Source organism: Marinobacter sp. DY40_1A1 (genome assembly GCF_016597815.1).
GTDB classification, from domain to species: Bacteria; Pseudomonadota; Gammaproteobacteria; order Pseudomonadales; family Oleiphilaceae; genus Marinobacter; species Marinobacter xiaoshiensis.
Genome location: NZ_VCHA01000002.1, coordinates 347,386 through 360,750, shown reverse-complemented (window position 1 = coordinate 360,750; position 13,365 = coordinate 347,386). Strand labels below are relative to the sequence as shown.

At 54.6% G+C, this 13,365-nt stretch carries 10 protein-coding genes; 6 read left to right on the top strand and 4 right to left on the bottom strand.

Features of this window, described 5'->3' with window-relative positions; genetic code table 11:
• Positions 1-89: 89 nt before the first annotated feature.
• The 3 genes from FFI61_RS07555 to FFI61_RS07545 form a co-directional block, all read right to left on the bottom strand.
• A complete protein-coding gene (locus FFI61_RS07555; protein ID WP_200369806.1) occupies positions 90-923 on the bottom strand; it encodes a mechanosensitive ion channel family protein in 834 nt (277 codons plus the stop codon).
• A gap of 135 nt (positions 924-1,058) precedes the next feature.
• Positions 1,059-2,162, bottom strand: a complete 1,104-nt coding sequence (gene mnmH, locus FFI61_RS07550; RefSeq protein ID WP_200369805.1) for a tRNA 2-selenouridine(34) synthase MnmH — start codon at positions 2,160-2,162, stop codon at positions 1,059-1,061.
• Between the two features lie 473 nt (positions 2,163-2,635).
• Positions 2,636-3,040 (bottom strand): VanZ family protein, encoded by a 405-nt coding sequence (locus FFI61_RS07545; RefSeq protein WP_200369804.1) that lies wholly within the window; start codon positions 3,038-3,040, stop codon positions 2,636-2,638.
• 97 nt (positions 3,041-3,137) lie between these two features.
• On the opposite strand from FFI61_RS07545, the gene cysZ reads away from it, so the two are divergent.
• The 6 genes from cysZ to FFI61_RS07515 all read left to right on the top strand — a co-directional run bounded on the left by cysZ (position 3,138) and on the right by FFI61_RS07515 (position 10,928).
• Complete coding sequence (cysZ, locus tag FFI61_RS07540) at positions 3,138-3,887, top strand: sulfate transporter CysZ (protein WP_200369803.1); 750 nt, start codon at positions 3,138-3,140, stop codon at positions 3,885-3,887.
• Between the two features lie 16 nt (positions 3,888-3,903).
• A complete protein-coding gene (gene rapA / locus FFI61_RS07535; RefSeq protein ID WP_200369802.1) occupies positions 3,904-6,789 on the top strand; it encodes an RNA polymerase-associated protein RapA in 2,886 nt (961 codons plus the stop codon).
• 67 nt (positions 6,790-6,856) lie between these two features.
• Positions 6,857-9,307 (top strand): acyl-CoA dehydrogenase, encoded by a 2,451-nt coding sequence (locus FFI61_RS07530; protein ID WP_227714722.1) that lies wholly within the window; start codon positions 6,857-6,859, stop codon positions 9,305-9,307.
• 17 nt (positions 9,308-9,324) lie between these two features.
• A complete protein-coding gene (gene crcB / locus FFI61_RS07525) occupies positions 9,325-9,705 on the top strand; it encodes a fluoride efflux transporter CrcB (protein WP_200202292.1) in 381 nt (126 codons plus the stop codon).
• Positions 9,706-9,940: 235 nt separating this feature from the next.
• Positions 9,941-10,147: a cold-shock protein gene (locus FFI61_RS07520; RefSeq protein WP_200202291.1), complete on the top strand. Its 207-nt coding sequence runs from the start codon at positions 9,941-9,943 to the stop codon at positions 10,145-10,147.
• 205 nt (positions 10,148-10,352) lie between these two features.
• Positions 10,353-10,928, top strand: coding sequence for a glutathione S-transferase family protein (locus FFI61_RS07515; protein ID WP_200202290.1), 576 nt, complete (start codon positions 10,353-10,355; stop codon positions 10,926-10,928).
• Positions 10,929-10,930: 2 nt separating this feature from the next.
• Here the strand turns inward: FFI61_RS07515 and FFI61_RS07510 are convergent, their stop codons facing one another.
• Positions 10,931-13,330 (bottom strand): xylulose 5-phosphate 3-epimerase, encoded by a 2,400-nt coding sequence (locus tag FFI61_RS07510; protein WP_200369801.1) that lies wholly within the window; start codon positions 13,328-13,330, stop codon positions 10,931-10,933.
• Between the last annotated feature and the right edge of the window lie 35 nt (positions 13,331-13,365).

Genomic DNA, 13,365 nt, shown 5'->3' with positions numbered 1-13,365 from the left:
CCACCAGGCCCCGTCATTAATCGTCAGCTTAGCTGAGGTTGTGCCGAATGCGAGTAACGGGTTGTATCTATGCGATACGAATTGCTACTTCACTCGGATTTGTATAAGTGCACGTCGCGCTGGGGGAAGGGGATGGAGATACCTTCTGCATCAAACGCTTTCTTCACAGCTTCCTGCATGGCCCAGTTGAATGGCCACAGGTCGCCGGCCTTGGTCCAGGCGCGAACGGTCAGATTGACTGAGCTGTCGCCCAGACTACCAACAACCACGAGAGGGGCGGGATCTTTCAATGCACGCTCGTCTTCAGAGATAAGGCGTAAAATAATGTCTTTCGCCTTGTCGATGTCATCGCTGTAGCCGATGCCAAAGGACATGTCGCAGCGACGTGTTTCATAGACGCTCATGTTGGTCAGGCTGGCATTAGACAGCTGGCCGTTAGGGATCACCACGCGGCGGTTATCGAAAGTATCGATAATCGTGTACAGAATAGTGATTTCTCGCACTGAGCCGAGAAAGCCCTGTGCTTCAATTGCATCACCTACTTTGAATGGCTTGAACAGCAGGATCAGCACGCCGCCTGCAAAGTTGCCCAGACTGCCTTGCAGCGCGAAGCCAACGGCCAAACCGGCGGCACCAATGATGGCAACGAAGGATGTGGTTGCAATGCCAACCATGGAGGCGACAGAGACGAGCAGGAGAATCTTCAGAATGACGCTGATAAGGCCGCACAGGAACTTGTTCAGGGTCGGGTCTTTTTTGCCAAGCTTAGCGTCCAGCACGTTTACAAGGCGATTGATCAGCCACATACCGATAATCAGGGTGACAATCGCTAGCAGGACTTTCGGGGCATAGGTCATGACCAATGTGATGGCTTGATCCATATATTCTGATGCGCGCCCGTCCGCGCTGAATAGGTCTTCCATAGTGATTCCTTATTAGTTCCTGATGATGAATGCGTAACGCTTGCAGTTAAAAATCCAGTGCAACCGGATAGGTTAAAGACTCTATATAGCAGACAAACTGGCTAAGGTATATCTGAGTTGCAGAGCGCGCATGGCTCAAGCCGGGGTTTTTTCTGCAGCCCACTTGAGCAAGGCGCGAGAATCCCCACGAACAAGGATTTCCCCCTTCTTTTGCCCAAGCTGGTAATCGTACATAGGATCATAGTAATCCTGCAGCAGCGGCTGAATCCAGGCGTTATGACCTTCCAGGGTGCCGTTGTGTTCCTGTTGCTCGAGCGCTTGCTCCATAACATTGCGCAGCTGGCGGTACCGTTCGCCTCCCAGTCGTTTACTAATGCGTTCAAGCGAGCCCAGCAGGTAATCACGGAAGTTCAGCCAGCCAGCTTCTTCGCCATCTCTTTTTATATAATTGGAGGCCATGTGCTCGACATAGTCTTCCCGGATAATGCGGGTGCGGTCTTCCAGCGATTCCTCAAGAATGAGCAGGGGAGTGCGGGCCATCCGCTCTTTCAGTGCTTCGGGAAGGGCGCAGCGGCCAACCAGGCGGCTTTCATCTTCCAGATAAATCGGGCCGTCCTTCAGGTGGCGCGCTTTCAACAGGGCAATGGCCAGGCGATTTTCGAAATCTATTTGCGATGGCTGGGGAGTTACTTGCCGCCCAAAGCTGGAGCCCCGGTGATTTGCCAGGCCTTCCAGATCTACCGGGTTGGGGAGTTGCTGCAGTACACGGGTTTTGCCAGTACCTGTGCGCCCACTGATAATGCGAAAATCACTGGATTTGATGAGCGCGTCGAGGCTGTCGATAAGGAACCGGCGTAAGGCTTTATAGCCGCCCTTTACGAGTGGGTATTCAATGCCGGTATCCTTGATCCATTGTTGGGTTAGTCTGGATCTCAAGCCGCCACGGAAGCAGAACAGATAACCTTCTGGATGATTTGCCACAAACCGCATCCAGGTTTCAATGCGCTGAGCCTGGATATCCCCGGAAACCAGTTGGTGGCCGAGCCGGATAGCTTCATCCTGCCCTTTCTCTTTGTAGCAGATGCCGACCCGGTGTCGTTCTTCATCATTCATCAGTGGTGCGTTTATAGCGCCAGGGAAGCTGCCTCTGGCAAACTCCACTGGTGCCCGGACATCCATCAGCGGGGTGTCGTTCAGGAAAAGTGAGAGGTAGTCTTCAGTGTCGGGTCTGCTTGGCATTTCAGGGCTCAATCGCTTGCCAGAATGAGGCAGCAGTATAGCGGATGTGCAAAAATTCCGTGAAAAAAAGGGCAGCCCTCGGGCTGCCCTTTACCGGAACAGGTCGGCGCATCCTTGCGCTGAGTGCAACAACCGTGTTGCGAATCCTTTTGCCACTCCGTGGTGCCGGCTTCCGAGCCAGCGATCCGAATAGTTATCCCTAAGCCAGGTATCCCTGCTTCTCCCTGCTTCTCCCTGCATTCCATGCCGGGGTGCATCCAGTGCGTCGTCCTTATCCTTGTCATCCCTGACGAAGCCACTATAGCAACGGGTGAGTGTGGAAATGTGTGAGCTGTGCACGCTTGTGTCTGGCGCTTTCCCAAAGAGATTACTGAAGTGTAATTATATCAGTATGTTAAGTAATTCCCGGTGATGGCCTTAGTGGGTGCGCACGAGCAATTGCTGCAAAATCGCACACACTTGTGCGATATATCTCACACAGAATTGGGCGAATTTCTCAAGTCTCTTTTGTTGCTTGAGGGGAGGCCTGGCCAGGGCAGGAGTCCGATCAGTATTCCCACGCCGTCGGCAGCCACGTCTGCCAGCGAGAAGTCGCGGTAGGGAAGAAGGGCCTGAACAGCCTCGATGCCAAACCCGAAAGCCAGCAAGGCCGGTGCGTACCAAGTGGCACGGAGCTCCGGCCAGGCCAGTCGCGTAACCAGTGTGAGCTCAATAAACGCGATCAAATGGTTCACTTTGTCGCTGGGAGCAGAAGGAATGGGGTAGCTGCTGCTTGTAGTTGCCAGAAAGCCAATGGAAATTACCGATAGCAGCAGGGCAAGGCGCCACAGCGGCCGGAAGTTCAGCAAGCTTGTCAGTTGGTGTTTCAGTGTTGCCATTGGTGAAATCCGTCAGAGTTCTCTGGCTGTGTGAAGGTTTTCAACATGATATGCTTTGCGCCCCGTCACTGTCATTGAAGCGGAGGGCCATTCGGCGATGCTCAGAGGTAATTTTTTTCGTGGACTGGGCTATCTGGGTGAGGGTTTTCACCTGATTCGCCAGCCTGGTTTGCGGCTATTTGTCGTCATTCCGCTTGTTATCAACATTTTTCTCTTCGGGTTACTTTTCTATTTTCTGGGTGAACTCTTCGGCGCCTTGATTGCTACGGCCATGGGCTGGCTGCCCGATTGGGCCTGGCTGCAGGCGCTGGACTGGCTGTTCTGGATTTTGTACGGCGCTGTGATTCTGCTTATGTTGGCGTACGGCTTTGTGATAATTGCCAACCTGATTGGCTCGCCTTTCTACGGTTATCTGGCTGAGCTTACGGAGAAACACCTCACCGGCCAGGAAGTCAGCACTGACGAAGGCTGGACAGCCATCATAAAAGACATCCCCCGTGCGCTCTGGAGGGAAGTGCAGAAAATTGCCTACTACCTGCCACGGGCTATTGGTCTGTTTATTATTGGGCTTATTCCAGTAGTCAATCTGGTGGCAGCCGTGCTGTGGTTTCTGTTCAACAGCTGGATGATGGCGCTGCAGTATGTGGATTACCCCGCAGACAACCACAAGGTGAGTTTCAAGGCATTGCGCCAACTGCTTGCCGACACCCGCTTGTCTGCCCTGGGTTTCGGGTTGCCAGTAGCTTTGGCAGCCATGGTGCCTGTTTTGAATCTTATTGTGGTTCCCGCAGCTGTTTGTGGGGCGACCGCCTATTGGGTGCGCGAAAACGGCGCAACACGAATTTAAAGAGTTTGGAGGTTTTTTGGACGCATCGGAACTTGCTATTGGTCAGCGCTGGGTCAGCCACAGTGATACAGCGCTAGGCCTGGGAATAGTGACAGACATTTCTGGCCGCCGGATCACTTTGGGTTTTCCTGCGGCAGACGAAGAGCGCACCTACGCCATTGATAATGCCCCGCTTTCGCGCATCGTGTATCAGCTTGGCGAGGAAATAGAGACCTTTGACGGCGCCAGATATCTGGTGCGTGCCGTTGAGGATATCGGGGGCGTGCTGTTGTACCACGCGGAGCCCTTGGCGGAGGGGGCCGAACAGCCTGAGGCGAACCTGGAGCAGATCTCTGAAGTTAAACTCGCCGGCTCTGTCAATTTTTCTGCGCCCCATCAACGTCTCTTTGCAGGGCAATTTGATCGTAACGGCGCCTTCCGTCTGCGTTTCGCGACTCTGCAGCACATGGACCGGTTGCGGGCATCTCCCGCCCGCGGGCTGATTGGTGCTCGCACACAGCATTTACAGCACCAGATCTATATCGCCCACGAAGTAGCCAAACGCCACGCGCCGCGAGTGCTTCTGGCAGATGAGGTTGGTCTTGGTAAAACCATAGAGGCTGGTCTTATTCTGCATTATCAGTTACAGACTGGCCGGGCACGGCGGGCTTTGATTGTGGTGCCGGACTCTCTTATTCACCAGTGGTTGGTGGAGATGCTTCGGCGCTTTAATCTGCGCTTCTCGATTGTTGACCAGAGCCGATACGATGCTCTTAAAGACGCAGAGGATGATGTTGATGCCTTGATGGATCACATCTTCGGCGACGACTCATCTGTGAATCCCTTTGAAAGTGATCAGCTAGTACTGTGCAGCCTCGATTTTCTGGTGAACAGCGAGAAGGCCCGGGCAGATGTGTTGAAAGCAGACTGGGATCTGATGGTGGTGGACGAGGCCCATCACCTGGCGTGGAGCCCAGACGATGTTAGTCCGGAATACCAGTTGGTGGAGGAGCTTTCGGCAATCAGCGAAGGCCTTCTGTTGCTGACTGCGACGCCGGAACAGGTGGGAGTGGCCAGTCACTTTGCCCGCTTGAGACTGCTCGATCCCGCACGCTTTCACGATTTGCAGGCGTTTCAGGACGAAGAGCAACAGTACGAGGCGATTAACAGCGTGGTGCGGCGCTTGCAGGATGAGAGTTCAGACATCCATGAGGACGACCGCAAAGCACTGGAAGCTTGGCTGGGTGATGAGCTGGAGCAGCTGCTGGCGGGTGACTCACCGCGTCAGGCTGTTATAGATGCGCTGCTGGATCGCCATGGCACCGGGCGGGTTCTTTTCCGTAATACGCGGGCAGCAATTCAGGGTTTTCCAGAGCGTTGTGCCAATGCGATTCCGTTGAAGTGTCCAGAGATGTACCAGGGGCAGGAGTTTGGCTATGCCGGGCTGGCGCCGGAGCAGTCAGTGGCTGAAGAGCAGTGGCTGGCGGATGATCCCCGGGTTGCCTGGCTGGAAAAGAAGCTGGCCAGCCTGCGCCCGGCCAAGGTGGTGGTTATCTGTGCCCTGGCCGAAACCGCTATGGCGCTGGAGCACTATCTTCAGTTGCGTGCCGGTATTCGCAGTGCGGCATTCCATGAGCATTTGAGCCTGGTTGAGCGTGATCGCGCTGCTGCCTACTTTGCTGATAACGAACAGGGTGCCCAGGCGCTGATCTGTTCGGAGATTGGCAGCGAAGGCCGTAACTTCCAGTTTGCTCACCACCTTGTGCTGTTTGATCTGCCAGCAAACCCCGACCTGCTTGAGCAGCGCATCGGGCGGCTGGACCGTATCGGGCAAACTGAAACCATCGACATTCATATCCCTTACCTTCAGGGCACCTCGCAAGAGGTTCAGTACCGCTGGTTCCAGGAAGGTTTGAACGCGTTTTCGGAAAGCTGTGCCGTTGGTGTTGCGGTACAGGAAAAGGTTGGCGGGCAATGGATGAGTGCTCTCGAAGGCGATCTGTCTGTACTGGATGGCCTGGTTGAAGCCTCGGCAGCCGAGACCAGTCGCCTGAAAACGCTCCTGCAAAATGGTCGCGATGCGCTGATTGAGCTCAATTCCTGCCGGGGAGACATAGCCGATACGCTGATTGCCGGTATTGAGGAAGAAGAAGGATCGGCGCAGGTGCGTGATTACATGATGGAGGCCTTCGACATTCTCGGGGTGGACGTCGAAGACCATTCTGACCTTGCGGATATTCTGCGCCCCGGTGAACAGTATCAGGCGGGTCATGTTGCCGAGCTGCCGGAAGACGGTGTAACCATTACCTGGGATCGGCAGCATGCCCTTGAACGTGAAGACATCGCCTTCATGAGCTGGGAACACCCCATGGTAACGGGCGTAATGGATTCAGTAACCAGCTCCGGCTTGGGCAAAGCCGCTCTGGCCAGCCTGTCGGTGAAGGCGCTACCACCGGGCACTTTGCTGATGGAAGCACTGTTTACCGTACATTGCCCGGCCCCGGAAGCCCTGCAGTTGACAAGATATCTGCCGGTTTCACCCTTGCGGCTACTGGTGGATGTGAATGGAAAAGAACTCTCTGCGGCATTGCCTCATGATCGCCTGAATGACTTGTGTTCCAACATTCGCCGCCGCACTGCTCAGGCAATCGTGCCGCAGATCCGGCCCCAGGTGGAAACCATGGTGGATCATGTGGAGCGCTTGTCGGCACCACATCTGGATCCAATGAAGCAAAAAGCGCTGGCGCAGTTGGCCGCTAACTTTGAGCCAGAGATTCGCAGGCTGGAAGCCCTGAAAAAAGTGAATCCGGCGATTCGGGATGAGGAAATTGATTATTTCCGAAACCAGCTGGATGCCGCGCGTGAGGCTATTGGACACGCCAGCCTGGCTCTGGAAGGGATTCGGGTTATCGTCACAGCTTGATGCTGTTTTTTGAGATACCCTTAACGTAACATTTTGTAAATTGATCCATGGATGACAGAGAGACCCTATGATGACTTTGATTCTGTTTATAGTGGCGCTGACAGGCCTGTTGATTGTCATGCGGCGTGAATCCGGTGCCAAACCTGCCATTGGCGTAATGGTAGTCGTTGGTGTTCTGTCGATGATCTTTGCATCCGGATGGTTGGCACTGATTCTCTTTGTTGGCGCCGGAGTTACTGCAGCGGCGGGTTTGCCCGGCCTTCGCCAGGGCTGGCTAACGCCGCGTATTTTTGCCATGTTCAAAAAAGTCGCCCCCAAGGTATCTGATACCGAGAAAGTGGCGCTTGAGGCGGGCACCGTTGGCTGGGATGGAGAGCTGTTTACCGGGAAGCCGGATTGGCACAACTTGCTGATCAATCGCCACACAGGCCTGAGCGAAGAAGAGCAGGCGTTTGTGGATAACCAGTGCGTTCAGGCAGTGTCCATGTGTAATGCGTGGGACATTGCGGTAGAGCGAGCGGACCTTCCGAAAGAGTTGTGGGACTTCCTCAAGAAAGAGAAGTTCTTCGGCATGATCATCCCCAAAGAGTATGGCGGGCTCGGCTTCTCCGCAAAAGCCCAGACAGCGGTACTGCAAAAAATTGCCGCCAATGAAATGCTTATGGTTACCGTGGGTGTACCCAACTCCCTCGGCCCTGGCGAACTGCTGCTCAAGTACGGTACAGAAGAGCAGAAAGAGCACTATTTGCCGCGCTTGGCAGACGGCCGTGAAATTCCCTGTTTTGGCTTGACCGGCACTCGCGCAGGCTCTGATGCCACTTCGTTGCCGGATGTTGGAACTGTGTGCAAGCAGGAGATCGACGGCAAGGAAGTTATTGGAATAAAACTGAATTTCGAAAAGCGCTGGATCACTCTGGCGCCCATCGCGACCGTTGTAGGCCTGGCGTTCCGCATGTTTGACCCGGATGGCCTGGTTGGCGACACCAAGGATTACGGTATTACCTGCGCACTGATTCCCCGTGATACCAAGGGTATGGAAATCGGCCGCCGCCACTGCCCTATCGGAAGCCCGTTCCTGAACGGCCCGATCATCGGCAAGGATGTGTTCATACCGCTGGATTATATTATTGGCGGGCTGGATATGGCCGGGCAGGGCTGGCGTATGCTGGTTGAATGCCTCTCGGTTGGTCGCTGCATTACCCTGCCTTCCGGCGCTGCAGGCGCCGCTGCCTATGCTGTGGGCACTGCAGGTGGTTTCACCCGCATCCGGCGCCAGTTCAACACCCCTGTGGCCGATATGGAAGGTGTGCAGGAGCCCTTGGCTCGCATTGCCGCCAAAACCTATATTTCCCAAGCGGCGGTTAATCACACGGCCAACATGATTGATAAGGGCGAAAAGCCTGCCGTGCCCTCTGCGATCCTCAAGTATCACCTGACGGAATTCCAGCGTGGCATTATGGCTGACGCCATGGATGTTCACGGAGGCAAAACCGTGACTCTGGGGCCCCGTAACTATCTCGGCATAAGCTACAGCGGTTCACCGGTTTCCATTACGGTGGAAGGCGCGAACATCATGACCCGCAGCCTGATGATTTTTGGTCAGGGTGCTATCCGCTGCCATCCTTATGTGCTCAAAGAGCTGGCGGCCAAAGACAAGGACGATATCAATGCATTCGACGATGCCTTCTTTAGTCATGCCGGTCTGATTTTTGGTAACGCCGCAAGAGCCTTTACCCAGGCATTGAGTATCGGCCGTGCAGACGTACCCTTCGATAGCGCCAGCCGCAAGTACGCTCAAGCGGTTGCCCGCTTTAGTGCCGCGTTTGGTCTGTGTTCAGATGCAGCCATGACTACTCTTGGCAGTGAGCTGAAGATGCGTGAGCTGATTTCAGCTCGCTTGGGTGACATGCTGTCTAACCTTTATCTTGCCTCCATGGTGCTCAAGAACTGGCATGAAACCCAGCCAGTGGAAGGTGAGAAAGAGGTAATGCAGTACAGCCTTGGCTTGCTACTGCATCGCACAGAAGAAGCGTTGGACGGTTTCCTGCAAAACCTGCCAAATCGTGCGGTCGCTTTGGTTCTGCGTGGTATCACTCTGCCTCTTGGCCGGCGCTGGGGTAATCCCCACGATGACCTTGCCCGTAAAATCGCGCGGTTTATATCCACCGATACGCCCATTCGTCACAAGTTGCTTGCGGGCACCTGGACAACAGACGGTGAAGGCTCGGTGGAGAATCCTGTAGCGCGTTACAACGGCCTGCTGAAAGACTATGACAAAGCCGAGCAACTTTACCGCAAAGCCACCAAGGCATACGCGAAAGGCGAGCTGCCAATGACCGCTTTGCACCCGGAACAGCGTTTTGACGCGGCATTGGAAGCGGGTATTTTCACCAAAGAAGAAGCTCAGTTCATGGGCGAGTACGAAGCTGTTGTTTTTGACATGCTTACCGTGGATGACTTCCCGTTTGATGAGTTTGCCCGCAACAAGGACACGGTGATTGATCACAATCCAGCGTAACGGGGCAGGCCGCTAGTATGTGGTTGTCTTTTCTGGCCGTGAGTGTTGGCGCCGTTGTTGGCGCCAACCTGCGCTGGTTGTTGGGGTTGTGGCTTAATACCAGTTACCACGTGATTCCCTATGGCACCCTCGCTGCCAATCTTGGCGGTGGTTGGCTGGTTGGCTTGCTCATTGGCTATTTCAGTCATGCCAGCACCCTTGCGCCTGAGTGGCGTCTGTTTGCAATCACTGGCTTGTGTGGCGCGCTGACAACCTTTTCCACTTTCTCTCTGGAAATGTTTTCTGCTATTCAGGACGGGAAGTGGGCAATGGCCATAACCGGGGTTCTCGCTCACGTAATTGGCTCTATACTCATGACTGCATTGGGTATTTACACCTTTAGTCTAATGAAAGGCTAATGGGTACGACTACCTACAGGATTTATTTTAAATCTACTTGGCAAGCCAGTGATTCAGTAGTAGAGTGTTTTGGAAGGAAAGATTCAGCAAAGCATTTCATGAATAAGACGTACTCCGCAGTTAGTAGTCACCGTCCTGTTTTTGATTCCGCGAGTTCTGTATTTCCGTAAAACGCTGACCACTCACATTCAGTGAATGGCAGCAGTTAATATGATTGATTTCAGGAAGTTTAAGTATGTCTACTACTACCGGTACTGTTAAGTTCTTCAACGAAGCTAAAGGCTTTGGCTTTATCACTCGTGAAGGCGGCCCGGACGTTTTTGTTCACTACAGCGCAATTCAGGGCGGCGGTTTCAAGACTCTGGCTGAAGGCCAGCAAGTTGAGTTCACCGTTACCCAGGGCCAGAAAGGTCCTCAGGCGGAAAACGTTACTCCTCTCTAATCCCACTCGGATAGAGTAGTAACCGCCAAAAAGGCAGCTTCGGCTGCCTTTTTTTCGTTATAAGGCTAGGTTCTTTTCCTGCACTGAGGCACTGATGTGGTACATTTTCAGCCGGGCACAGTGAGTTGCCCAAAGAGAATTGCTGGCGATCGTCACCCATGAGTGTCAACAAAGAGTATCACTGGGTTACACAACCGGAGAGCTTATGAAGCTGATTGGATCAACTACCTCGCCCTATGTTCGGCGCATCCGCATTCTGCTGGACGAGGAGCGCTACGACTTCGTTAATCTCGATATTTACGGCGCAGACCGCGACGAAATCAGAAGCACCAATCCCGCACTGAAAATACCTGTGCTGGAGAGCGATGGTCAGCAAATTTATGACTCGCGGATTATTGCCCGCTATCTCAGCTCCAAACAGGGCAGAGACCCGCTTACCTGGGATCAGCAAAACCAGCTAACCCTGATTGATGGTGCTAATGACTCTGCAGTTATCCTGCTGTTGGCGAAGCGTTCGGGCGTAGATGTAGACGCACCCGGCGTGCTGTTTTTTGATCTGCAGCGTGAGCGCATCATGACAACGCTGCGCACGCTTGCGGCGCAAGTGGAAGATGGTCAGTTTGAAGAGTGGAATTACCCGGCTATCTGCCTCTATTGTCTGGTGGACTGGCTCGATTTTCGTGATCTTGTGGACTTCACCGGCATTGAAAGCCTGATTGCCTTCCGTGATAGTCATAACACCCTTCCGTGGGTAGCCGAAACCGATCCGCGTCAAGCCTAGGTTCAGGATATGCCGCGAGTGATCAGGGCAGGGTCACCGCGGCCTTCCACCGCTGCCAGTTCAGCACTGGATAGCCACTCTCCGGGTGGCTTGTCCAGAACGCTGGCGCATGCGGCCAACGCATGGCCCCAAGAGCAGTGATTGGCAAACAGCATTCCAGCCTCGTTTAGTGTTCCCCCTCTATTAATGTAGCCTAGCACCCTGCTGTGGCCGGGGTCGGGGAATAGAGTGTGCAAGTGCCCGCGGAATACCTCAGGGCGCATGTGAGTCAATGCCACTCGTCGGTGTAGCCGGCTCGGGAACAGGCGCTCGCGCTCGAATTCCGACATGCAACTTTCCGCTTCCAGGGTGTCTCTTGGCTCCCGGAATCGCCCTGGCTCCTGAATATAGACCAAGCGAAATGATGTGCCGGTATCGCGCAGACGTTCGCAGGCGCGGATCGCTTCTGAAAGTTGATAAGCGCCATTGGCGATCAGCAATATCGGTTCTCCCCCGGATGTGTCTTCGTCCACCACCAGGGCGCCATTCTGTGCTAGCGCTTCTGCTTCATGGGTATCAAACACGCAAGGCCGGTTTCGTTTCGGAATCACCATGCAGCTGATGGTTCCGCGTTTGGTAAATACCGAAGGAAGAACGGCGAGTGTGCTGTTGTAATCCACAGGAAAAATCACCCGGGAAACATCGTTCATTTCACCCAACAGGCTTTCACAGAAGGTGGTGTCCTGGTGGGACTGTTCGTTTTTGCCATTTTCCCAGGTGTGGGATGTGGCAATAATCGGCTGGCCAAGCCAGCGGGCGGGGCGGCCCACGGCTTTCTGGTGCCGTGCAAAAATCAGTTCCTGGCGGATGGCGCCCAGCATTTTTACGCAGAAAGCTTCGTAGCTGGCCACCAAATTGATTCCGGCTTTGTTCGCCAGGCAAGCAGAGACAACCGCTTCCTCATTCAGCACGGTGATGATTTTTCCATGAACCGACTCGGAATCGTTCTCGGGGTCAATCACCCGGTGCTTCAGATCTTCCAGTATGCCGGTCAGGCGGTTGCTGGCAAGTTCGTCAGGGTTGCCAACCCGAGCTCTAAGGTCCGGGTTCTGCACAACCAGGGCTCGGAAAAAGTCATCCACCGCCAACATTGGCGAAACTGGATCATTACGCTCAGGGAGGACTGGAATAACAAGGTCTGGCGGATTGCGCCTGGCCAAAGGGTGATCACGTTCCAAGGGGCGCGATTGCTGTTCGTGTTCTTTTAACCGCAGTACGCTTTGTGCAAGTTCTTCGGGCTCAACCCACAGACGAGAGGCGTGCGTCTGGAATAGTTCCCGGGCGCGGACGTCCAGGCGCGGATTGCCCGGGAGCGGCAGGTTGTGGGCCGGGTTTAAGCCGGCACCATAAAAACCGAAGCCTTTCACGGTTTCAGCAATGCCGTAGGGAATGCGAACCGGGTAGTCCAGCTCGCCTGCCAGCGCCCGGTCGCTCCTTTGCTGTAGTGAGTTTTCCATTTCTGCAAGGGCGCAAACGAAGGCCGCCGGGTCGCGGCCGTCAAATCGGAACGGCTCGAAGCCAAGAGCTTCCAGCCGGGCCTCGAATCGTTCAAGCCCTTCTCGGGTGCCTAGCTCGGTGCGTTGTTCAATGCGGCGACCGTTGGCAATCATTACGGGTGTCACCAGACCACAATCGGCTGCCCGCCACCAGCGGGGAATCCAGTCGCTGCCACGCTGTTCTTCGGCTGCGCCATCGGATAGAAAGGCAATCAGAGACTCGCCGGGCAGTGGCATGTGCGCGTACTGGAGTTCGGCAAAGCCCAAATAACCTCCTTCAATAATGCCACCCGCTGTGTATGGGTTAACATGGCTGCCCAATGGCGCCACCACACTGCCATCCGGTTTTTGCTGGTAGCTGTAGAAATCCGCTACCATTCGTGACAGCCCGTCTGTTGCGGTGTAGCGTTTATGCTGCTCGGGAAGAAGGTTGCCGGTCAGCACGTTCAGTGCATCAATGGCGGCTACGCAATGCCCCTGGCCCATCAGCCAACTGCGGGTTTGCCCCGTCAGATTATTGAGGGCCATATAAGCCGCGTAGGCCGGCACCATGTTCAGTGCCCCGCCGGTGTGACCTTCCGGAGTGCATTTGAAGTCTTTTGCGGCCAGTGGAGCACCAGAGCTGTCTACGCGGTTTGCGTAGGTCATGTGTACAACCAGCCACATGCCGGCACTGGTTAGTCGATCAAGATCTGCCAGCTTGCGGAAGACTGTAGCGGTGTCAGGCTGAAGATTTGCAGCGACGAGACGTGAAGCGAGTGCCTGAACGTGCTCGCTGGTTGCGTCGGTATGTTGGATGACGCCATAGCCAGAGCGCCAGAGTTCGTACTCGGAACAAGCCGTTGATGGCAAAATCGGGGATGACATGGCGTGCCTCCAAGGCATAATTATTGTGCAACGAT